Below are 22,094 nucleotides of genomic sequence, written 5' to 3' on the forward strand. Positions count from 1 at the left end.
TTGCGGCATCGGTTTTGAACGGCAGGTACGAACGCAACCGGGAAAGGAAAGAAAACCCGCAGCGACAACGTTGCCTCGAGTTCTCCAATGCCCGCTTGGGTACTCCCTCTCCCGCTTGCGGGAGAGGGTTGGGGTGAGGGCCGGAGCGTCGACGAAGTGAAGGCCGTCGGTATGCCAGTGCCTGCCCTCACCCCCGGCCCCTCTCCCGCAAGCGGGAGAGGGGAGCACACCGGCAGCATGTATGAGGCTGAAGCAATCCTGTTACTTCAACCGCTGCGCAAACTCATCCAACTGCGCAATAGCCGTCCCCCAGCCCTCATAGAACCCCATCTCCTCATGCTGCCTGCAGGTGGCCTCGTCCGGATGCATCACGAGCGCGGTGTAGCGGGTGCCGTCGCCCTCGTCGGCCATGGTGATCACCGCGGTCATCGACATCCACGGCGTGCCCGGCCGATACCCGGCGACCAGCGCCCAGGTGGCGACGATCTTCTCCATCGGCACGATCTCGAGGAAGCAGCCGGGGTTATCGCTGGTGCCGCCGTCGGGGCCTTGCATGAAGGTATGGAAGCCCCCGCCGGGGCGCATGTCGAAGGTGCGGACCTCGGTGGTCCAGGGTTTGGGGCACCACCATTCCTTGAGCAGCTGCGGATCGCTCCAGGCGCGCCAGACCTTGGCGCGCGGGGCCTTGAGCAGGCGCGAGATGACCAGGTCGTGGCTTTCCGGGCTGGCGGCGTTTTCATTCGGCATCTGGCTGTTCCTCCTGGTGAAGTGTTTCGACAAAAGCCGCCAGGCGGTCGGTACGGGCCTCCCACAGGGCGCGCTGGTCGGCCAGCCATTGCTGCGCGTCGGACAGCGGTTGCGGCACCAGTTCGCAGGTGCGCACGCGCCCGCTCTTGCGCGAGCGGATCAGGCCGCTGCGCTCCAGCACCTGCAGGTGCTTCATGAACGAGGGCAGCGCCATCGCAAACGGTGCCGACAGCGCCGACACCGTTGCGGGCCCGCGCCCGAGCGTGCTGACGATGGCCCGGCGGGTCGGGTCCGCCAGCGCGTAGAACACGCCGGACAGCGCGGGAAGATCGACAGCCTGGGACACGCCTGCAAACTCGGCACAATGGTTAGCCATGCGGCTAAGTATAAGAAGCCGGCCGGAACTTGCAAGGCCAGAATGCAGGACGCCCCGGACCAGCCGGGGCGTCCTGCCGCCAGGGCAGCGCGGGCCGGGCTATTGCTGGCGGACGTAGGCCGCCAGCGCCTTCACTTCCTCCGGCTTCAGGCCGGCAAACGGCGGCATCGGCACCGCGCCCCACTTGCCGCTGCTGCCGCCGTGGATGCTGGCTTCGAGTTTCGCCTGGGCCTGCGGGTCACCCTTGTAGCGGACCGCGACCTCGTGATAGGCAGGGCCGACGATCTTCTGCGTCGTGCCGTGGCAGCTCAGGCAGGCATTCTTCGCCAGCAGGCCCTGCACGTCCACAGCCGTGGCAACGGCTGCTGGCGCTGCAGGCTTGCCGGCCTTCTGCGCGATCGCCACGATCTCCGGATCCTTCGGCTTCGCCGAGCCATAGGCCACGGCAAGGTAGGCGCCGAGCTGCTCGACCTCGGCGTCGTCGATCGGCGCGCCGTAGGCCTGCTGCATCTTCTTCATCTCGGCGGTCCACTGCGCCAGCGTCAGGCCGGGCGGCTGGTAGGAGACGTAGTCGGCCGAATGGCAGATCGCGCATTTCTGCATGGCGATGCCGTAGCCGGGCAGTTTGGCGGGCTTGAGCCTGACGTTCTCGGCGGGCAGTTTGATGTCCTGCGGCGCGGCGCCGGCGGGGCCGGAGCCGAGCAGGGCGAGCGCCAGCAGCGCGGGGGCGATGGTTGCTTTCATGGCGCGTTCCTCAGGCGATGGTGACCGGCGTGGCTTCGATGACATTGCGGCGATAGCCGGCGGGGTTCCAGCTGGCCTTGGCGGGCTGGGTCTCGCCGTGGTTGCTGGTGGCGCGGACCATCAGCACCGCCGGACCCTTGCGTGCGAACTTCACCGGCAAGTGCCACGCGCGGAACGAGAAGCGCCCCAGGTCTTCGCCGAGCTGCGCGGCCTGCCAGTGCTGCCCGCCATCGACGGAAACCTCGACCGTGCGGATGCCGGAGCCGCCGTCGAAGGCGATGCCCTTCAGTTCGACGGTGCGGCCGGCCGGCAGCCTGCCGCCGCTGTCGACGCTGGTGATAAAGCTGCGCACGGCCAGCGTCGAGATCGGCCGCGTCTTCGCCGCCGGCGTGCCGGGGGCCACGCACTGGCAATCGTTGTCCGGCACGCGGTAGCCCTTGGTCATGAAAAACGCGTCGTGGCCTTCGAACGGGTGCTCCAGCACTTCGATCTCGGACAGGTGCTTGATCCAGTAGGTGCCGAAGTAGCCCGGCACCACGAGCTTGAGCGGGTAGCCGTTGAGCAGCGGTAGGTCTTCGCCATTCATGGCCCACGCCAGCAGCGGCTCGCCGTTCATCGCATGGGCGATGTCGAGCGACTTGCGGAAGTCCGGCGTGCCCGGCAACACCGGCGTGTCCATGCCGTTGAACGTGACCACCCTGGCGCCGGCCTTGACGCCCGCATGCTCCAGCACCTTGCGCAGCGGCACGCCGGTCCAGCGCGCATTGCCCATCGCGCCGTTGGCCAGCTGCGCGCCGAACACGCGCGGCTCGGAGAAGCCGCGGCTGTTGCCCGAGCACTGGTTCACGGCGACGACGTGCACCGGCTCGGCCAGCCGCTTCAGTTCATCGAGCGACAGCTGCAGCGGCTTGCCGACATGGCCGCCGACGCGCAGGCGGTAGGTGGCCAGGTCCACCGACAGCGGAATATTGGCCAGGTGGTAGCGCACGAAGAAGGCATCGTTGGCGGTGATCGGCCCCTCGTTGAAGGCGGAGAAGGGCGTCTCCAGGTGCGGCGGCCGGGTGCTGACGCGCACCAGCGGGCGCTTGCCCGGATAGCGCACCAGCGGGCGCGGGCCGTCGGCCAGCGTGACGCCGTCGGCCACTCGTGCGGCCTGCGCGGCCAGCGCGCCGAGCGGCGACGCTCCCAGCGCCAGCAGGCCCGCGCCCCGCACCAGGCGGCGCCGGGTCGGTAGCGGCCGGTCGTTGTCGGCAGATTGCGGCGGACGGTTCTTGTCTCGCATGAGGCGTCTCCTTCGGGGGCGTGTTGTGGTGCGCAAGGCGCTGTGGCGGGTACTTTGATGCGCGCTGATCAACTTGTGAAACGGGTTTTGCCGCTAGGCGTTATCGATTTATTCGATATAGGGGAAGACCACGGCGGCGCGGCCTGCAAAACCGCTTGCATCGGAAATCCGGTTTCCCTACACTTACCAAAACGTTTTTGTTAGCGGAAATCGGTAATATTTGCGGCGAATCGCGCACAGACGCAGCCCGGGGCGCTACGCCCCCGGCACAACGCCCGACACACCAAACGAGGAGCACAACATGTCCCACCCCGCCCCCGCGCCGGTGGATGAACGGCTGCCATGGCGGCGCCTGTTCGTCTTCGGGCTGCAACATGTACTGGTCATGGCCGCGTCGCCGATCGCGTCGGTCTTCCTGATGAGCAAGGCGCTGAACTTCCCGCCCGCGCTGGCGGTGCAGCTGCTGAGCGCCACCTTTGTCATCTGCGGCCTGGGCACGCTGCTGCAGTCGCTGGGCAAGCGCGGTATCGGCGCGCGGCTGCCGTTCGTGATGCTGCCCGGCGGCGCGCCGATCGTGCTGTTTATCCTGATCGCGCAGCAGACCGACGTGCAGACCGCGGCCGGCGCGGTGATCCTGACCGGGGTGTTCTACTTCCTGGTGCTGCCGGTGTTCCGGCGCTGCCTGCGCTACTTCCCGCCGGTGGTGGTGGGCACCATGCTGCTGCTGGTGGCGATCAACCTCGCGCAGGTCTCGGGCAAGCTCGTGGCCGGGCACCCGGCCGCGGGCAGCGCGGTGGATCCGCTCAACCTGCTGCTGGCCTTCGCCACCATCGCCTGCACCGTGGCGGCATCGCGCTGGCTCACCGGCATGCTGGCGCAGCTGGCGATCCTGCTCGGGCTGCTGGGCGGTGCGCTGGTGGCGGGGCTGGCCGGCGCGTTCCACTTCGGGCAGGTGTCGATGTCGCCGGTGCTGGCGCTGCCGACGCCGTTCCCGTTCGGCTGGCCCACCTTCGACGTGGTCGCCGCGATCCCGCTGATGGTGTTTGCCGTGATCTCGATGGTCGAGGCCACCGGCCAGACGCTGGCGATCAGCGATGCGGTGGGCCGTCCGGTCGACCAGCAGCGCGACGTGCCGCGCACCATTCGCGGCGATGCGCTGACCTCGCTGCTGGGCGGGATGTTCGGCACCTCGCTGATCATCACCAGCGGCGAGAACATCGGCATCGTGCGGGCCACCGGCGTGCGTTCGCGCTTTGTCACGGCGATGTCGGGCGCGATCCTGGTGGCGTTCGGGCTGCTGGTGCCGGTGTCGTCGCTGATCAGCGCGATCCCCGAGGCCGTGGTCGGCGGCACCGGCCTGGTGGTGTTCTGCATCGTCGGCACCATGGGCATCGACATGCTGCGCAAGGTAGACCTGCGCGACCACGCCAACATGTACGTGGTGGCGGTGGCGCTGGCCGTCGGCCTGCTGCCGATCCTGGTGCCGGGCATCTATGGCGGCCTGCCGGCCAACCTGCGCATCCTGGTGGGCAATGGCGTGGCGATGGGCGCCATCACCGCGGCGCTGCTCAACTTCCTGTTTTTCCATACGGGTCTGCGGGCCGCGGCCACGGGCGCGATCGCGCGCGACGATGCCGCCGCCACGCACTGACCCTGCTATCTGCATTGCAATGACTGAACCTTACGCATCGACGCCGGCATGGCCCGGCGAGCTGAACCCGGCGCTGGCGCCGGAGGCCTTCCAGCGCCCGCGCATCCTGCTGCCGGAATGGACCTTGTTGCGCCAGGGCGCGGTGCGCGGCCACGCGGTGGTGGTGGAGGGCGGCCGCTTCACGGCGGTCGGCACCGCCGAAGACGTCGCCGCGCGCTTCCCCGAACTGGAAGCGCTGCCGCTGCCGCGCATGCTGCTGATGCCGGGCATGATCGACACGCACCACCACCTGACGCAGTCGTTCGGCAAGTCGCTGGTGTTCGGCGAGCCCTCGGAGATCTTCCGGCGCGTGTGGGTGCCGCTGGAGGGCAGCCTGAAGGCGGAGCACCTGTACCTGTCGTCCAAGCTGGCGGCGCTGGAAGCGCTGCGCGGCGGCTTTACCACCGTGGTCGATGCCGGCACGCGCAGCGACGCCGGGCTGGATGCGGTGGCGCGCGCGGTCACCGATGCCGGCGTGCGCTGCGTGCTGGGCCTGATCTGCAACGACAAGCCGGGCACGGAAACGCTCGACGCCGCGCCCATCCTGCGCCGCGCCGCCGCGCACCTGGAGCGCTACGCCAGCGATGCGCTGGTGGCGCCGTCGCTGGCGATCTCGATTCCCGAGGTCGCGTCGGACGCGATGCTGCATCACGTCTACCAGCTGTGCGCCGAGTCCGGCCGCATCTTCCAGACCCACGCCAACGAGCACCTGGTGGCGGTGGAGCGCTCGCTCAACGCCTGCGGGCGCCGGCCGATCGAGCATCTCGCGGCGATCGGCGCGCTGGGCCCGGCAGCCCTGCTGGCGCATGCCACGCTGGTGACGCCGCAGGAAATCCGGCTGCTGGCCGACAGCGGCGCCGCCGTGGCTTACAACCCCGTCGCCAGCGCCTGGAAGGGCAACGCCGTGGCGCCGGCCGAGACCATGGCTACCTTCGGCGTGCGCCTGGGCCTGGGCACCGACGGCACCCGCAGCGACGGCTTCCGCCTGCTGGACTACGCCGAGGCCGCGCAGCGCTTTGCCTTCGGCATCGGCGTGGGCGATTCGTCGTGCGGCGCGGGCTGGCGCTGGGTCGACATGGCCACGCACGACGCCGCCGACGTCGCCGGGCTGGGTGCGCTCACCGGCGAGATCGCCGCCGGCAAGCGCGCCGACTTCCTGCTGGTCGACCTGGACGTGCCGGAACTGACGCCGTCGTGGGACCTGACCTGGGAGCTGGTGCGCCTGGCCAACCGCGACCAGATCCGCGCGGTCTTTGTCGACGGCAGCCTGCGCCTGTGGCAGGGCTGGCCCACCGACTGGGACGCGCGCGCGCTGATGCGCGACATCCACGCCATGGCCGAGCACACCGTTGCCGGCGCGCCGATCCGCAAGCTGCATGATGCCGCGGACGTGCACCGCGCGCGCCATGCCGGCACGGAGGCGGCATGAGCATGGACATGACCTTGTTCAGCGTCGGCATTGCGGTGTTTACCGGCGCGCTGATCCAGGGCGCCACCGGCATGGGCTTTGCGCTGATCGTGGTGCCGGTGCTGGCGCTGGCCGCGCCGGCGATGCTGCCCGGCGCGCTGCTGCTGGCGATGCTGCCGCTCAACGCCTACGTGGCCTGGCGCGAGCGCCATGCCATCGATATGCGCGGGGCCGGCTGGATCAGCGCCGGACGCGTGGCCGGCACCTTCGGCGGCCTGTGGGTGCTGGTGGCGATGCCGATGGCGTGGCTCAACGCGCTGGTCGGCGGCAGCACCATCGCCGCGGCGGTGGTGTCGTTGCTGGCGCCGGCCTTTACGCCGGGGCGGCTGACCTTTGCCTCGACCGGGCTGATCACCGGCGTCACCGAGACCGCCACCGGCGTCGGCGGCCCGCCGCTGGCGCTGGCCTACCAGCACGCGCCGGTGGCCACGCTGCGCGCCACCGTGGCGCTGTGCTTCCTGGTGGGCGAGGTGATCTCGCTGGTGGTGCTGGCGCTGAGCGGCAAGCTTGGCATGGAGCAGGTGTTCTATGCCGCGGGGCTGTTGCCGGTGCTGGGCGTCGGCATGGTGGCCAGCCACCTGGTGCACAAGCGCATCAACCAGCGCATGCTGCGCATCGGCGTGCTGGTATTCGCGCTGGTTTCGGGCGCGGTGGTGCTGGTCAGAGGTTGAAAGCCGCGATCGCTGCGTTCGCACAACGCAGTCGCGAGCGAACCCCAAAGCCTGCTCGTCCCGCACGCTGGCCATGCCGACTTGCTCCCAGTCACCGACACGTCGTCCCCGCGTAGGCGGGGACCCAGTGTCTTTGAAGCGCAAGCGCTTCTTAAAGTCGCTGGGTTCCCGCTTTCGCGGGAATGACGGTGGCCTTTGATGCCTTAACTGAACGGCATCACCCTCATCCTCCCGGCATCGACGACGCCCGCACCACCAGTTCCGGCCTGGGCCCGGTGATGACCGCACGGCCGCGCTCGCCCGACAGGTGCGCGAACAGCAGTTCCACCGCCAGCGACGCCACCCGCTCCAGGTGCAGGTTGACCGCGGTAATGGGCGGCTGCGCGCTGCGCGCGCGGATGCCGTCGTAGCGCGTCACCACCAGCACATCGTCGGGCACGCGCTTGCCCGCCTCTTGCAGGTGGGCCATGGCGCCGACCGCGAAGGCATCCACCGGCGCGCACAGCGCATCCAGCCCCGGCATCTGCGCCAGCAATTGCGCGCAGGCCTCGGCGCCCGCCGCCTCGCCATGTTCCTCGGCCGCCTTGACGATATGGCAGGGCAGCCTCAGCGCCTGCGTGAACTCGCGGTAGGCGCGTTCCGTTTCCACATACGACTGCCGCGGCGCGGCGCCGATCATCAGGCCGATCTGGCGGCGCCCGTGGCCGTGCAGGTGTTCCAGCAGCAGGCGCGCGGTCTCGGCCGATTGCAGGTCGACGCAAGGCACCGGCGTCTCGGTCAGCGGCTCGCGCCCGATCGACACGATGCTGACGCCGCGCTCGCGCAGCCGCGCGATATGCGGGTCGCCGGCGATCGGCTCGATCACGATGGCGCCGTCGATATCGAGCGTATCGAGCAGGCCGCCGGCGCCTTCCAGCGGCGGCACCAGCACCACGCCCAGGCCGCGCCCCATGGCCGCCTCGGCCGCGATCGCCGCCACCTCCATCATGAAGCCCAGCCGCGAAGTCCCGCCCGCCACCGCGAACGGCATCGACGACAGCAGCGCGATGCAGTTGGCGCGGCCCGACTGCAGCCGCTGCGCGCGCACGCTGGGCCGGTAGCCCAGCTCGGCGGCGACGCGCTTGACGCGCGCGCGCGTGGCCGGATCCAGCACGCCGCGGTCGTTGAGCGCGTGCGACACCGTGGTCAGCGACACGCCGGCGGCGCGGGCAACGTCGTGGATGGTGATGCGGCGGGGGCGGTCGGGCGTGGATGCGGTCATGCGGGGCACGGGACAGGGTTCAGGGCGCAGCATACAACAGCGCGCCGGGTCGCAGCCGATCAGGGGACCGCTTCAGGGACCGCTTCAGGGACCGCTTCAGGGACCGCTTCAGCGGCGCCCGCTGCCGCCGCCGGCTTCCGACGACAGCGCCTTCCAGTGTTCGCGCGTGAACCGGTACAGCACCTCAAGCGCCGGCGACAGCGAGCGCGCCGCCATGCGCGCCATGCCGTAGCGCCCGCAGCGGCGCGCGTCGGGCGGCATCGGCACTTCGGCCATCAGCCCGGCGGCACGCTCCTGCCGCGTGATCGACAGCACGCCGAACAGCAGCGTATCGCTCGCCAGCGTCACGCTGCGCAGCATGTCGAGGTTGTCGCAATGCAGGGTGAAGAGCTTGTCGGGCGCGGCGCCGGGTCCCCACAGCTCGGCCAGCTGCCTGCCGATCACGGTGCTGAGCGTGGTGGTGGCGACCGGGTAGGCGCGGATGGTCTCCAGGTCGATGCGGCGCTTGCGCAGGATCGGATGGCCGGCGCGGCAGACCAGGCCCGCGCGCAGTTCGCCCAGCGCTTCCATCTCGACGTCGTCGGCCGCGCGCAGCACGTAGGCGTCGCCGACGATGGCGTCGATGTTCTCGCTGCGCAGCGCCTCCAGCAGCGCGCTGGTGGCGCCGGTCTCGGTGCGCACCCGGATGCGCGGATGCGCCTGCGCCATGTGGACCAGGAACGGCGTCAGCAACAGCGCCGCCGGCGCCGGCGCCACGCCGATCGCGAGCGACCCTTCCTCGCCGCCGCGCAGCAGTTCCAGGTCGCGCCGCAGCTGGCGCTCTTCCAGCCGCATGCGGCGCGCGCGATCGGCCACCAGCTCGCCGAACACGGTCAGCGTCGCGCGCCGCGCGCCGCGGTCGAACAGCGGCGCCTTGAGCTCGTCTTCGAGCGCGCGGATGCTGCGGCTCAGCGCCGGCTGGGTCAGGTGCACGACCCGGGCCGCTTCGGAGAAGGTGCCGTGCTCGACCACCGCGAGCAGATGGAGAAGTTTCTGCGTGTCCATGCGGAAAACCATGCGCGTTGGTTATGGAATCGGTTCAACATTTGCATTTGAATCATACCCTGGTGCTTCCTATGATGAGCGGACACAAGAGTAGGCCCGGTGACAGCACACACGGCGCCCGCCATCCACCGTCCATCGGAGTAGGAGAGACATCATGCTCAAGCTGTTTATCGGCCTAGGCCTGCCGTTTATCGGCGTCATCGGGATGCTGCCCTGGGTGGCGACGGTCGAGCGCTTCGTGCTCGGCATTCCCTTCATCTATGCGTGGATCTTTGCGTGGTTCGTGCTGACCTCGGGCTGCATGCTGGCGTGCTGGCTGCTGTTCGACCGCCACGCCACCGACGCGGCGCCCGAAGCCTGAACGGGAGACCACCATGACCACAGCGGTATTCCTCGGCTTTATCGTGTTCTCGCTCTATCTCGCCATCCGCTCGAAGAAGGGCCACGGCGCGCAGAGCATGCATGACTTCTTCGTTGCGTCGCGGCAGTTCGGCGCGTTCCTGGTGTTCTTCCTGGCGGCGGGCGAGATCTACAGCATCGGCACCATGGTGGGCTTCCCCGGCGGCATCTACGCCAAGGGGCCGACCTATGGCGTGTGGTTCCTCGGCTATATCCTGCTGGCCTATCCGCTCGGTTACTTCCTCGGGCCCAGGATCTGGAAGGCGGGGGCGCGCTACAACGCCATCACGCTGCCGGACCTGTTCAAGGGCCACTACGGCAGCCGCGCGCTGGAGCTGATCGTGGCGGGCTCGTCGATCCTGTTCCTGCTGCCATGGGGCCAGCTGCAGTTCACCGGGCTGGTGGCGGCGCTCAAGGGCCTGGGCTGGAACTTCGATCCGATGCACCTGGTGATGATTTCCGCGGCGCTGGCGTTTACCTACATCGCCATTTCCGGCGTGCGGGCGTCGGCCTATATCGCGATCCTGAAGGACATCCTGATGGTGGTGGCGATCGTCGTCACCGGCGTTGCGGTGGGCTGGAAGGCGGGTGTCGGCGACGTGTTCCATGCCGCCAGCCTGCAGGTCAGCAACCAGATGAATGACACCCAGCTGCGCTTCTCGATGAGCACCATGCTGTTCCAGGCGCTGGGCTTCTACGTGATGCCGTTCGCGGTGCAGAACTTCTTCACGGCCAGGAGCGCCAATACCATCCGGCGCACGCAGGTGGCGATGCCGCTGTACATGCTGATGTATCCGTTCCTGGTGCTGGCATCCTACTACGCCATCAGCCAGGACCTGCAGCTCGCGTCGCCCAACGAGGCTTTCTTCGCGGCGGCGGTGCGCTTGTTGCCGGACTGGCTGCTCGGACTGGTGACCGCCGGCGCCGCGCTGTCGGGCCTGCTCGTTCTTGCCGGCATCTGCCTGGCGATCGGGCCCATCGTCACGCGCAACCTGTTGCCGGGCCTGCCGGAGCCGCGCCAGAAGCAGGGCGCCAAGGTGGTGATCGTGATCTACCTGGTGCTGTCCATCGTCATGACGCTGGCCACGCCCAACCTGATGCTGACGCTGATCAACACCACCTACTACGGCGTGACGCAGTTCTTCCCCGGCGTGATGGTGATCCTGTTCTCGCTCAAGGTGCGCCCGCTGGCGATTGCGCTGGGCATCGCCACCGGCCAGCTGCTGGCGATCGCGCTGTATGTGCAGCAGGCGGATTTCGGCGGCATCAACCTCGGCCTGGTCAGCCTGGGCGTGAACCTGCTGGTGACCGCGCTGGTGCACTACACCCCCCGCCTGTCCCGCGTGCAGGCCGCCTGACAACCTTATCGGTGCAATCGATGACGCAACACGACACGGCGCGCACGCAGATCTTCGTCGCGCGCAAGATCCTGACGATGGAAGCGGGGCAGCCCGAAGCAACCCATGTCGCGGTGCGCGACGGCCAGATCCTTGCCGTCGGCGGCCCCGCGCAGATGGCGGCGTGGCCCGATGCGCTGCAGGTCGACACGTTCCGCGACAAGGTGCTGATGCCGGGGCTGGTGGAAGGCCACTGCCACCTGATGGAAGGCGCGATGTGGGACGCGGTCTACGTCGGCTACTTCGACCGCCGCGATCCGGACGGCAAGCTGTGGCGCGGCCTGCGCACGCTGGAGCAGGTGATCGATCGGCTCGCCGGCGCAGCCGGCCAGATGCGCGACGCCGATGCGCCGCTGCTGGCGTGGGGCTTCGACCCGATCTATTTCGGCGCCAGCCGGTTGTCGGTGCGCGAGCTGGACCACGTGTCGGCGACGCGGCCGATCGTGGTGATGCACGCCAGCGTACACCTGATGAACGTGAATTCGGCGATGCTGGCGCTGGCCGGCATCGATGCCGACACCGATATCGACGGCGTGCACAAGGACGCGCGCGGCCAGCCCACCGGCGAGCTGCAGGAATTCGCGGCGATGTTCCCGGTGCAGCGCGTAATCGGCAGCGGCCTGTCGCTGGCCGCCGCGGAGAATGCCGACGCGGTGCGCCGCTTCGGCCGCGTGGCGCAACTGGCGGGCGTGACCACGGCGACGGACCTGGTCAACGACCTTTCGCCCAAGGGGCTGCAGACGCTGCGCGCGGTCACCGCGGAACCGGACTTTCCGCTGCGCATCGTGCCGGCGTTCTCACCGCAGCGCAATGCGCAGGGCGGACCGGCGCGCGTGCGCGCAGCCGCCGCCGCGGGCACCGACAAGCTGCACTTCGGCCCGGTCAAGTTCATCGTCGACGGCTCGATCCAGGGCTTCACCGCGCGCCTGCGCGCACCGGGCTATGCCGGCGGCCAGCCCAACGGCCTGTGGCTGATCCCGCCGGAGCAGTTGCTCGATGCCTTCACGCCGTTCCACCTGGCCGGCCTGCCGCTGCATATCCACACCAATGGCGACGAGGCCGCCGAAGTGGTGCTGGACGTGCTCGAAGCCATGCTGTCGCGCCATCCGCGCGCGGACCATCGCCATACGCTGCAGCATTGCCAGCTGGCGGACGCCGCGCAACTGGCGCGCGCGGCGCGGCTGGGGCTGTGCATCAACTTCTTCTCGAACCACCTGTATTACTGGGGCGATGCGCATGCCGGCCAGACCGTGGGGCCGGCGCGGGCCGCGCGCATGAACCCGGCCGGCAGCGCGCGGCGGCTGGGGATTCCGTTCGCGATCCATTCCGATGCGCCGATCACGCCGCTGAACCCGCTGTTCACGGCATGGTGCGCAATGCAGCGCCAGAGCGCTTCCGGGCGCGTGCTGGGCGAAGCCGAGCGGCTGGGTCTGGACGATGCGCTCCATGCCATCACCATGGGCGCGGCCTATACGCTGAAGCTGGAGCACCGCATCGGCAGCATCGCGCCCGGCAAGCTCGCCGACTTTGCCGTGCTGGAGGACGATCCCACCGCCGTGGCGCCCGCGGCGCTGAAGGACGTGCGCGTGTGGGGCACGGTGCTGGGCGGGCGCGTGTTCGCCGCGCCGTCGCGATGAGCGCGCGCGCGCCGGTTCCGCTGGTGGTGGTGGGCGGCTACCTCGGCGCCGGCAAGACCACCTTGCTCAACCGCCTGCTCGCCAATGCGCAGGGGGGCCGCATCGCGGTGCTGGTCAATGATTTCGGCGCGATCAATATCGATGCCGCGCTGGTGCGCGCGCGCAGCGACGACGTGATCCAGCTGGAGAACGGCTGCATCTGCTGCTCGATCGGCGACCGGCTGGCCGAGGCGCTGGTGGCCATCGCCGCACGGCCGCAGCGCCCGGACCTGCTGGTGATCGAGGCCAGCGGCGTGTCCGACCCGCAGCGCATCGCGCAGGTGGGCCTGCTGGACCCGGACTTCCGGCTCAACGCGGTGCTGGTGGCGGTGGACGCGACCGGCCTGCGCGACAGCCTGTGCGACCCGCTGGTTGGCGACATGGTGCGGCGGCAGGTCGCGGGGGCGTCGGTGGTGGCGCTGACCAAGGCCGACCTGGCCCGGGCCGACGCCATGGCGCTGGCCGCCGCCACCGCGGCCGGGCTGGCGCCGCACGCCACCGTGCTGACGGCGCGGTGCGGCGATCTGCCGCTGTCGGTGTTCCTCGATACAGGCTTGCCGCAGGAGCGGGGCAGCACGGCGCTGCTGGGAGGCTCGGGCTGGCAGCGCGGCGGCGCCATTGCCGTGCATGCCGGCGTCCGCAGCATCGCCTATGAAACGTCGCGCACCTTCGACAAGACGCGCCTGCGCGCGGCGCTGGCAACCATGCCGGTGCGCCTGCTGCGCGCCAAAGGACTGGTCCGGCTCGCCGCCGACCCGCGGCTGCATGAGATCCACCTCGTCGGCGGCCGGATGCGGCTGCGCCCGGCGCAGGGCGCCGGCTTCGACGGTTCGGCGCTGGTGTTCATCGGCGCCTTCGACGATGCCGCGCAAGCGCGCATCCGCGCCTGCATGGATGCGGCGCTGGCGTGACCGTGCCAGCTCATCAGGTATGAAATTCCTCGGCCTGGCCCCCGCGTTCGCGCGCCTTGTGCCAGGTGCCGCGCTCGAACTCCGCAATCACCTGCGCGCCCAGCAGCAGCAAGGTCGCGGCAATCTCCAGGCTGAGCAGCACCACGATCGCCGTGGTCAGCGAGCCATAGACCCGCCCCACCTGCGACAACGTGGTGAAGTACCACACCAGCAGATGGCGCGAGATCTCCCACAGCACCGCGGCCAGCACCGCGCCGCACAAGGCATGGCGCAGCGACAGCCGGCCCACCGGCATCACCATGTAGATCGAGGTCAGCATCAGCACCTCGCCCAGGAAGCCCAGCAGGTAGAGCAGGGTGGTGGAAAGCCGGTCGAGCGACCAGTCATGCCCCAGCACTTCCAGGTGATGCTCGCCGATGGCGATCAGCCTGCCGGAGACCACCGTCACCAGCAGCAGCCCGATGCTCAGCACCGCGATATAGCAGTAGGGCAGCACCGCCGAGATCAGGAAATGCCGGCGCCGGATCTCCACGCGATGGACGAAGATCACCGACATGGCGTTCTCCAATACCGTGAACGCCAGCGAGCTGAAGAACAGCATGGTGCCCAGCAGCACCCAGCCGACCGTGGCGCGGCTCTGCAGGAACGACGCCAGCTCCGGCACCAGCGCGCGCGACTGTCCCGGCACCACCCACTCCAGATAGCGCGCCAGCGTCGACAGCAGCAACTGCGGGTCGATCACGTGCGACAAGCCGATCACCATCAGGATCAGCAGCGGCACGATCGACAGCAGCGCGTAGTACGCCACCGCGCCGGCCAGCAGCAGGCCCTGGTTGGCGCGGAACTGGACCAGCGTATGCCACAGGAAGCGGCCCGGGTGGCGGAGCAGGTCGCGGACGCGGGCGTCGGGAAGCTGCATGGGCGGGCACCGGAGAAGGCAGGAGCCGACATTATGCGTCGGCGGGCCTCCCGATGTCAGCGTTCGTGGAAGACACTGGCCACTTTCCCGGAAACGCGGAAGACATCGTTGCCGCTTCAGACCGAGCGCCACTGGCCTTGCCAGAACTTGTCCCGGATATCGCGCTTCAGGATCTTGCCCACGGCGCTGCGCGGCAACTCGACCCAGGCCTCGACCGACTTCGGCGCCTTCATGCTGCCCAGCTCGCGCTTGCACAGTTCGATCAGCTCTTCGCCGGTGGCTTGCCGGCCCGGCTTGAACTGCACCACCGCCTTGACCGCCTCGCCCCATTTCTCGTCAGGCACGCCGATCACGGCACAATCCTGCACCGCGGGGTGCGAGCAGATCACGGCTTCGATCTCGGCCGGGAAGATATTGAACCCGCCGCTGACGATCATGTCTTTCTTGCGATCGACGATCGTGATGAAACCGCGTTCGTCCTTGACGCCGATGTCCGTGGTGTGGTGCCAGCCGAATTCACAGGCCTGGGCGGTGTCTTCGGGGCGCTTGTAATAACCCTGCATCACCATCGTAGAACGCAGCACGATCTCGCCGCGCACGCCAGGCGCGACCAGGTTGCCGTCGTCATCCATGATCTCGACGCAGGCGTACGTGCTGCTCTTGCCCGCCGACCGCAGCGCGGTCTCGTCAAAGCTGCCGTCGGCCATCACATAGTCCTGCGGACGCTTGGCGATGACCGGGAACAGGCATTCGCTCTGCCCGTACACCTCATGGACGACCGGGCCGAAGCGGCGCACCGCCTCCTTGAGCTTTTCAGGCGCGATGGGTGCCGAGCTGACCGTGAGGCAGCGCAGCGATGACAGGTCGGTCGATGCGATCGACGGCTCGGCGAGCAGCGCGTAGACCACGGTCGGCGGCAGGATCAGGTGCGTGATGCGCTCGCGCTCGATGGCCGCCAGCGTGGTCCTGGCATCGAACGACGGCATCACCACCGAGCAGCCGCCGCGGATCGCGGCGGCGAGCGAAACCAGGCATGCGGCGTGGGTCAGCGGCGCGGCCGCCAGCACGCGGGTATCGGGGCCCATCTGCAATGTGTCGAAGACGGCGATCAGGCCCATCTCGAGGGAGCGGTTGGTGTGCACCGCGCCCTTGGAGGGGCCGGTGGTGCCGCCGGTTGGCTGCACCAGCGCGGTCTGGTCGGGATCCTCGGCGCCCCGGATGAATTTCCGGTCCCTGTACGGGGCGATCCACGTGTCCAGGTGTTCGCCGTGTTCGGACGGCGCATCGATGCAGACAAAGCGCTTCACGCGCGGCAGGCCGGCCTTCAGCGCCGGCACGGCCTGCTCGTAGGCGCTGTGGAACAGCACCACTTCGCAATCGGCGTAATCGAGCACCGCGATGTTGGTCTCGACCGCGTTGCGCGTATGCACCGCAACCCAGGCCATGCCGGCGCAATTGGCTGCGATCTGCAGCGCGAGGATGCGCCAGTCGTTCGGCGCGTAGATGGCCAGGTGGCAGCCCGGGCGCAGGCCGGGGGCGGCGGCCAGTGCGTGCGCGGCCGCATGCACGAAGCGCTGGGCCTCGGCGAAGGAGACACTGGCCGGTCCGTCAACGAAGGCAATGTCGTTCGGGTGGCGGGAGACGGCGGAATCGAAGTAGTCGGCAAGGCGCATGATTTGCACTTTCCAGGAGGATAACTGGCTTGCCGCCAAGGGATGGCGGCAAGGCTTTGGGGATCGGTCAGGTTCGGGCAGTCGTCGACGGGGCGATGGTCGTCGCCGCCACTGGCTCCGGCGGGGCATCGGCACCCTGCAGCCCGCGCCGCATCGCGGCCGCATCGGCCGCGAAGGTGCGCGTCGCGGCCAGCAGGGCAAGGCCGGTGATGAGCAAGGCCACCGGAACCAGCACCATCGCATTGTGCAAGCCGATGCCCTTGAAGTGGTCGGTCATCTGGCTGGCGCCGGCCGCTGCCATCGCGGCCTGCGCGCCGTGGTCGGACAGCGAACCCACCACCAGCGGGCCTAGCGAGCCGCCCAGCACGTACAGCGCCGCGAACAACACCGCCATCGCGGTGGCGCGCAGCCGCGGCTCGATCACGTCCTGCAGCGCCGGGTAGACCGAGGTGTAGAAGTTGTACTGCAGCAGCCAGCCGAGCGCGAACAGTGCGACGAAGGCGGTGAATTCGCCGACGCCCGCCTTCAGCGCGAACCAGGTCAGCGCCGCCGCGCCGAACATGCTTGCCGCGCCATAGATCAGCCTGGCCCGTTCGTTGATCTGGTGCATCTTGTCGGCAACGCTGCCGCCGACGGTAAGGCCGACCAGCCCCGATACCCCGACGATCACCCCGGTCGCGACCGCGGCGGTCTGCAGCGGCAACTGGAAGTAGCGCTGGATCAGCGGCACCAGGAAGCTGTTGGCCGCATAGGCCGCCATGTTCAGCGTGACCCCGGCAATGATGAGCGGCCACATGGTCGGGATACGCAGGATCGCGCGCAAGGGGCGCTCAACCCTGTGCCCGGCGACCCGAGTGCTTTCGGCGGCGCCGCGCGCCGGCTCCCTGACGAAGAAGATGAATACCGCGAGCAGCAAGCCCGGCACCATCGCGATAAAGAACGGAGCGCGCCAGCTGCCGAACGCCTTGACCATCGCGCCGATGGTGAAGAACGCAAGCACCAGCCCGATCGGCAGGCCGAGCATGAAGATGCCCATCGCGCGCGAGCGCTTGTTCGCCGGAAACAGGTCGCCGATCATCGACGTCGCGGCTGGCGCATAGCTCGCTTCGCCCACGCCTACCAGCAGCCGCATGGCGAAGAACGACGCGTAGTTCCATGCCGCCCCGGTCGCGCCGGTGAACGCGCTCCACGCGGCCAGCCCCCAGCCCATGATGTGCCGTCTCGATCCGGTATCGGCCAGCCGGCCCAGCGGCAGGCCGGCGACCGCGTAGACGATGGTGAAGGCCGAGAACACCAGCCCCAGCTGCACGTCGCTCAGGCCCCATTCCTTGCGGATCGGCTCCGCGACCACCGCCGGGATGGCGCGGTCGAAGAAGTTGAAGAGGTTGGCCAGGAATAGCAGGATCAGGATGCGCCAGGCATTGCTTGCTTGTTTGTTTTCCATTGTCGTTGTCTCACTCTCACTGTATGTCAGGGGCCTCAGCGTCCGAGCAGCGTGATGCAGGCCACCGCCTCTTCCACGCCGCGCAGGCCGCCGCCGTTCTCCGCGATGGCGATGCGCGCACCTTCTACCTGCCTGGCACCGGCCTCGCCGCGCAACTGCGCCACCAGCTCGAAGATCTGGCCGAGTCCCGTGGCGCCGATCGGGTGCCCCTTCGATTCCAGGCCGCCGGAAGGATTGATCGGGATGCGTCCGCCAATGCGCGTCTCGCCGCGTTCGGCCCGCGGCCCGCCCTCGCCGGGCGGGCACAGCCCGAGCACCTCGGACTGGAGGATTTCGCCGATCGCGGTGGCGTCGTGCACCTCGGCCACGCTGATGTCCTCGGGGCCGACCCCGGCCTGTTCGTAGGCTTTGGCCGCCCCAAGCCGCACCAGGTGGCGCTCCAGTGCATCGGCCGGCCGGTCGCTGCCGGTCTGCAGCACCGAGGCCAGCACGCGCACCGCGCGCTGGCGTGCGGTACCGAGCCGGGCCAGCCCGGCTTCGCTGCAGACGATGGCCGCCGCGGCGCCGTCGCTGATCGGCGAGCACATCGGCAGCGTCAGCGGATAGGTGATCGGCGCCGCGGCGAGGATTTGCTCAACCGTGTAGGCGTCGCGATACTGCGCGAGCGGGTTGTGCACCGAGTGCGCATGGTTCTTCGCCGACACGGCGGCGAACTGGCGCTGCGTGGTGCCGTAGCGGCGCATATGCAGCCGGCCCATCGCCGCATAGATATCCATGAACACACTGTAGGGCCGGGTCGACATGCTGCCGGGCGGCGGCTCGATGCCGCGCCCCATGGCGAGCAGCCGCGCCTTGCCGGCCTCGGTGTCGTGCACGTCCCAGGCGCCGTCGAACGCGCTGAAGCTGCGCGCCTTGTCGGCCGAGTACATCTTCTCGGCCCCGACCGCCAGCACGATGTCGGCGGCGCCGGCGCGCACGTAGTTCACGGCCAGGTGGAAGGCGGTGCTGGCGCTCGCGCACGCGTTCTCGACGTTGACGACCGGGACCCCGCCGATGTCGCCCAGCGCCAGCTGGCCGCGGATCATGTGCTGCCCGTCCATGTGGCCCTGCGTGGAGTTGGCGAAAAAGGCGCCCTGCAGCCATGCCGGCGCGGCCTGCGCGTCGGCGAGCGCTGCCTGTACTGCGTCGCGGGTCAGTTCCCGGATGCTCTTGTCCATATGCCGGCCGAACGGCGTCATGCCGACGCCGGCGACGAATACCGTGTTGCTTGTCATGTGCTTTCCTTCGGATCAGTGTCCTGCCTTGCCGGGGCAGCCGTTGCGGTGGTGCTCAGCCGTGGGTCAGGCCGCCGGTGCACAGCAGCAGTTGCCCGCTGACGTAGTCCGCGTCGGGAATCGCGAACAGGTACACCGCGCCCGCTGCCTCGTCGGGGCTGCCGGCGCGCCCCAGCGGTATGGCTTGCTCGGCCGCGGCCAGCAGATCCGGATTGACGCCGACCTTGATGTCGCGGCCTTCGATCTGTTCGGTGCGTTGCTGCGCCGCGCTGACGGTCAGCCGTGTCTGGATCAGCCCGAACGCAACCGCGTTGACGGTGGTATTCAGCCGGCCCCACTCCTTGGCCAGGGTCTTGGTCAGCCCGATCACGCCGGCCTTGGCCGCGGCATAGTTGGCGCTGCCCGCCGTGCCCCACACGCCTGCCACGGACGAGATATTGATCACGCGGCGCATCACCCGGCGGCCGGCCGCGGTCTCGGCCTTGACGAGGTCTCGGATGACCGGCTGCGCGGCGCGCAGGATGCGGAACGGCGCGGTCAGGTGGCAATCGATGATGGCGTACCACTGTTCGTCGGTGATCTTCTGGATCACGTTCTCCCACGTGTAGCCGGCGTTGTTGACGATGATGTCGATGCCGCCGTAGGACGCCATGGCGGTGCCGATGAAGCGTTCGCCGAAGCCGGTTGCGGTGACGCTGCCGACGCAGGCCACCGCCTGCCCGCCGGCAGCGAGGATTTCGCTGACGACCGCCTCGGCCGGGCCGGCGTCGAGGTCATTGACGACCACGCGGGCGCCTTCCCGCGCGAAGCGCAGCGCGATCGCGCGGCCGATGCCGCGGCCGGAGCCGGTGATCAGCGCCACTTTGCCGTCGAGGGTGCCTGCCATGCGGGGGACTCCTTGTGATCGTGTTCCAGGGCCAGGCCTTGAGTGCCTGTGCTGGCGATCTTAGTCCTGCCTTTTCGGCGCCAACAGCGCGGATTGCGTCGCCGGCATGGCAATTTCGGACAACCTGGCATGAGCGGCGCGAGCCGCGTGCCGTAGCCGGCCCCGAGACTTGATGGAACGGTGGCCGTGCGGTGGTGACGAGGCTACGGCGCCATGCGTCGGTAGGCGGCCGGGGCCTTGCCGGTCCAGGCCTTGAACGCGCGCTGGAAGGTCGCGCTGTCGGAAAAGCCCAGGTCCTCGGCAAGCTGGGCCAGCGGCAGGCGGGTGGTCATCAGCCGCGCAATCGCCAGGTCGCGGCGCAGCTGGTCCTTGACCAGCTGGAACGATGTCCCCTCGCTGACCAGATGGCGTTGCAGCGTTCGCGCCGACATGTGCAGGCGCTCGGCGACTTCGGACTGGTCGAGCCAGCGCGGGCGGGCGCTCTCCAGGCAGGCGCGCACGCGCGCACTGATCGCGCGGTCGCTGCCTTCCAGCAGGACCACGGTTGCGGTGGAACGCGCCATGAACTCGCGCAGCGCGGCGATGTCGCGGCACATCGGCGCCTGCAGCGCGGCCGTGTCGAACCAGATGGCGGTGAACGGCTGTTCGAAACACACGCTGGCGGGGAACACCGTGCCGTACTCGGCGGCGTGCGCCGGGCTGGGGATGGCAAAGCTGAATTCGCGCGCGCGCAGCCTGCCGTTGCTGAGCCAGAGCCCCAGCCGCAGCAGGACGCGCAGCATGGCCTCGTGAAGGAAGGCGCGCCCGGGATAGAACTCGGGCGGGATGTCGACGCGTATCCCGGTCTGCTCGGCCCGGCTGACCAGTGACAGGCCGACGTCGTCCTGCAGCAGGCTGCTCGCCTTGCAAAAGCGGCGCAGCGACGACTCGATGGTGGCGCAGCCAAGCAGCGACCGCATCGCCAGGTTCAGGGTGCCGCGGCTCAGCGGCCGCGACAGCAGCCCGACGAACTCGTCGTCCATGGATTCGGTCAGCGCCGCCACCAGGGCAATGTACTGGTCGGCGCCGACGCGCGCTTCAGGACGATCCAGCAGGGCGGGGTCGATGCCGGCGTGCTGCAGCCATTGATCCGGTGCGATGCCGCGCTGGCGCAGCCCAGACAGCAAGCCGTGAACGAAGGCGATCGAGACGGTGACAGGCGGGCGGAGGGGACGCAACGTGGTCATGGCGGATCCGGTATCAAAGACATGCGCTGGCGCAACGTCGCCTTCAGGTTGGTGTCGCCTGCGCCGCCTCCCGCGGCGCTCCGGCCGCCTGCCGCAGGCAATCCAGCATGGCCGCCACCGCCGTGCGCGACTTGCCGTCGTCGCGCCAGTACATCGACACCGAACCGAAGCCGGCCAGCCGCAACGGCACGATGCGCAGCGCGCCCAGTTCTTCCAGCCGCCGCGCGGTGCGGTGCGAGGCCAGCCCGACCATGTCGCTGTTGTTGAACAGGGTCAGGTTCAGCACCGTGGAATTGCTCTCGACGCAGTCCGCCGGCAAGGCCCGCTCGGCGCTGGCCAGGGCGCCTTCCAGCGCGTTGCGGATCGGCGTGCCGCGCGGCCAGACCACCCAGCGGTAGCGGTACAGGTCGTCCCAGCCGATGCGCGCGGCCTGCAGCAGCGGATGGCGCGGGCGGGCGACGAAGTGGATCGGCTCCATGTAGAGCGATTCGGTGCGGATCTGCGCGTCCTGCAGTTCGGGGGCAGAGCGGCCCACCACGATATCGAGTTCGCTGCGCGCGAGCTGGGTCATGAGCCGGTCCATGGTGGTTTCCAGCAGCCGCACGCTGGCGCGCGGCATGCGCTGCATCAGCTGCAGCGCGGCCAGCGGCACGGTGTCGGCCGCCGACGCGCCCGAGGTGCCCACCACCACGATGCCGCTGCCGCCGTCGCGCATGGCCTGCAGGTCGTCGCGCGCGGTATCGAGCTGGGCCTCGATCCGGCGCGCGTGCTCGATCAGCGATTCCCCGTACGGCGTCGGCCGCAGCCCGCGCGCCTGGCGCTCGAACAGGGGCAGGCCGATATCGTCCTCAAGGTCCTTCAGCCACTTGGAAAGGCCGGGCTGGGTGGTGTTCAGCATGGCGGCGGACTGGCTCATGTTGCCGGTCTCGGCCAGGCTCAGCAGCATTTGCAGGTTGCGCAGGCGCAGTCTGTGGGTCCAATCCATCGGGCGACCTATACGGTAAAT

The 22,094-nt window shown here is 69.2% G+C and carries 20 protein-coding genes; 7 read left to right on the top strand and 13 right to left on the bottom strand.

Going from position 1 to position 22,094, the window contains the following annotated elements:
- Window positions 1-261: 261 nt before the first annotated feature.
- From CBM2594_RS18240 to sorA, 4 genes are all read right to left on the bottom strand, one after another.
- The gene (locus CBM2594_RS18240; protein WP_116358225.1) at window positions 262-747 is read right to left on the bottom strand and encodes an SRPBCC family protein; all 486 of its coding nucleotides are present in this window, start codon (window positions 745-747) and stop codon (window positions 262-264) included.
- Window positions 737-1,123, bottom strand: a complete 387-nt coding sequence (locus CBM2594_RS18245) for an ArsR/SmtB family transcription factor (RefSeq protein WP_116358226.1) — start codon at window positions 1,121-1,123, stop codon at window positions 737-739. Before CBM2594_RS18245 ends, CBM2594_RS18240 begins: the two co-directional genes overlap by 11 nt.
- 99 nt (window positions 1,124-1,222) lie before the next feature.
- On the bottom strand, window positions 1,223-1,867 hold the full coding sequence (sorB, locus tag CBM2594_RS18250; RefSeq protein WP_116358227.1) for a SorB family sulfite dehydrogenase c-type cytochrome subunit: 645 nt from the start codon (window positions 1,865-1,867) through the stop codon (window positions 1,223-1,225).
- A 10-nt stretch (window positions 1,868-1,877) separates the two neighbouring features.
- Window positions 1,878-3,149 (bottom strand): SorA family sulfite dehydrogenase catalytic subunit, encoded by a 1,272-nt coding sequence (gene sorA / locus CBM2594_RS18255; RefSeq protein ID WP_116358228.1) that lies wholly within the window; start codon window positions 3,147-3,149, stop codon window positions 1,878-1,880.
- A 301-nt stretch (window positions 3,150-3,450) separates the two neighbouring features.
- Between sorA and CBM2594_RS18260 the strand changes: the two genes are divergently transcribed.
- Genes CBM2594_RS18260 through CBM2594_RS18270 form a run of 3 tightly spaced genes read left to right on the top strand, consistent with a single transcriptional unit; the run spans window position 3,451 to window position 6,978 of the window.
- On the top strand, window positions 3,451-4,800 hold the full coding sequence (locus CBM2594_RS18260; RefSeq protein WP_116358229.1) for a uracil-xanthine permease family protein: 1,350 nt from the start codon (window positions 3,451-3,453) through the stop codon (window positions 4,798-4,800).
- Window positions 4,801-4,819: 19 nt separating this feature from the next.
- Window positions 4,820-6,268 (top strand): amidohydrolase family protein, encoded by a 1,449-nt coding sequence (locus tag CBM2594_RS18265; protein ID WP_116358230.1) that lies wholly within the window; start codon window positions 4,820-4,822, stop codon window positions 6,266-6,268.
- Window positions 6,269-6,270: 2 nt separating this feature from the next.
- Window positions 6,271-6,978: a TSUP family transporter gene (locus tag CBM2594_RS18270; RefSeq protein ID WP_116358231.1), complete on the top strand. Its 708-nt coding sequence runs from the start codon at window positions 6,271-6,273 to the stop codon at window positions 6,976-6,978.
- Between the two features lie 223 nt (window positions 6,979-7,201).
- Here CBM2594_RS18270 and CBM2594_RS18275 read toward each other — a convergent pair whose 3' ends face one another.
- Both CBM2594_RS18275 and CBM2594_RS18280 read right to left on the bottom strand, forming a co-directional pair.
- Complete coding sequence (locus CBM2594_RS18275; protein ID WP_116358232.1) at window positions 7,202-8,239, bottom strand: LacI family DNA-binding transcriptional regulator; 1,038 nt, start codon at window positions 8,237-8,239, stop codon at window positions 7,202-7,204.
- A 108-nt stretch (window positions 8,240-8,347) separates the two neighbouring features.
- On the bottom strand, window positions 8,348-9,283 hold the full coding sequence (locus CBM2594_RS18280; protein WP_116359673.1) for a LysR substrate-binding domain-containing protein: 936 nt from the start codon (window positions 9,281-9,283) through the stop codon (window positions 8,348-8,350).
- A gap of 154 nt (window positions 9,284-9,437) precedes the next feature.
- Here CBM2594_RS18280 and CBM2594_RS18285 point away from each other — a divergent pair, with 154 nt between their 5' ends.
- Genes CBM2594_RS18285 through CBM2594_RS18300 form a run of 4 tightly spaced genes read left to right on the top strand, consistent with a single transcriptional unit; the run spans window position 9,438 to window position 13,666 of the window.
- Window positions 9,438-9,644 (top strand): DUF3311 domain-containing protein, encoded by a 207-nt coding sequence (locus CBM2594_RS18285; protein ID WP_116358233.1) that lies wholly within the window; start codon window positions 9,438-9,440, stop codon window positions 9,642-9,644.
- Between the two features lie 13 nt (window positions 9,645-9,657).
- Entirely contained in the window at window positions 9,658-11,040 is a 1,383-nt protein-coding gene (locus CBM2594_RS18290; RefSeq protein WP_116358234.1) for a sodium:solute symporter family protein, read from the top strand.
- Between the two features lie 20 nt (window positions 11,041-11,060).
- The gene (locus tag CBM2594_RS18295) at window positions 11,061-12,716 is read left to right on the top strand and encodes an amidohydrolase family protein (protein WP_116358235.1); all 1,656 of its coding nucleotides are present in this window, start codon (window positions 11,061-11,063) and stop codon (window positions 12,714-12,716) included.
- The gene (locus tag CBM2594_RS18300) at window positions 12,713-13,666 is read left to right on the top strand and encodes a CobW family GTP-binding protein (protein WP_116358236.1); all 954 of its coding nucleotides are present in this window, start codon (window positions 12,713-12,715) and stop codon (window positions 13,664-13,666) included. The genes CBM2594_RS18295 and CBM2594_RS18300 overlap by 4 nt, the downstream gene beginning before the upstream one ends.
- 13 nt (window positions 13,667-13,679) lie before the next feature.
- Here CBM2594_RS18300 and CBM2594_RS18305 read toward each other — a convergent pair whose 3' ends face one another.
- The 7 genes from CBM2594_RS18305 to CBM2594_RS18335 form a co-directional block, all read right to left on the bottom strand.
- A complete protein-coding gene (locus CBM2594_RS18305; protein ID WP_116358237.1) occupies window positions 13,680-14,585 on the bottom strand; it encodes a YihY/virulence factor BrkB family protein in 906 nt (301 codons plus the stop codon).
- A gap of 116 nt (window positions 14,586-14,701) precedes the next feature.
- Window positions 14,702-16,258, bottom strand: a complete 1,557-nt coding sequence (locus CBM2594_RS18310; RefSeq protein WP_198048169.1) for a class I adenylate-forming enzyme family protein — start codon at window positions 16,256-16,258, stop codon at window positions 14,702-14,704.
- A 67-nt stretch (window positions 16,259-16,325) separates the two neighbouring features.
- Window positions 16,326-17,702, bottom strand: a complete 1,377-nt coding sequence (locus CBM2594_RS18315; protein WP_116358239.1) for a spinster family MFS transporter — start codon at window positions 17,700-17,702, stop codon at window positions 16,326-16,328.
- A gap of 35 nt (window positions 17,703-17,737) precedes the next feature.
- A complete protein-coding gene (locus CBM2594_RS18320) occupies window positions 17,738-18,976 on the bottom strand; it encodes a thiolase family protein (protein WP_116358240.1) in 1,239 nt (412 codons plus the stop codon).
- Between the two features lie 55 nt (window positions 18,977-19,031).
- Window positions 19,032-19,862, bottom strand: a complete 831-nt coding sequence (locus CBM2594_RS18325) for an SDR family NAD(P)-dependent oxidoreductase (protein ID WP_116358241.1) — start codon at window positions 19,860-19,862, stop codon at window positions 19,032-19,034.
- 203 nt (window positions 19,863-20,065) lie between these two features.
- On the bottom strand, window positions 20,066-21,088 hold the full coding sequence (locus CBM2594_RS18330) for an AraC family transcriptional regulator (protein ID WP_116358242.1): 1,023 nt from the start codon (window positions 21,086-21,088) through the stop codon (window positions 20,066-20,068).
- Window positions 21,089-21,131: 43 nt separating this feature from the next.
- Window positions 21,132-22,073 (bottom strand): LysR family transcriptional regulator, encoded by a 942-nt coding sequence (locus CBM2594_RS18335; RefSeq protein ID WP_116358243.1) that lies wholly within the window; start codon window positions 22,071-22,073, stop codon window positions 21,132-21,134.
- Window positions 22,074-22,094 lie beyond the last annotated feature (21 nt).

This window comes from Cupriavidus taiwanensis (genome assembly GCF_900249755.1).
Taxonomy (GTDB): Bacteria; Pseudomonadota; Gammaproteobacteria; order Burkholderiales; family Burkholderiaceae; genus Cupriavidus; species Cupriavidus taiwanensis_D.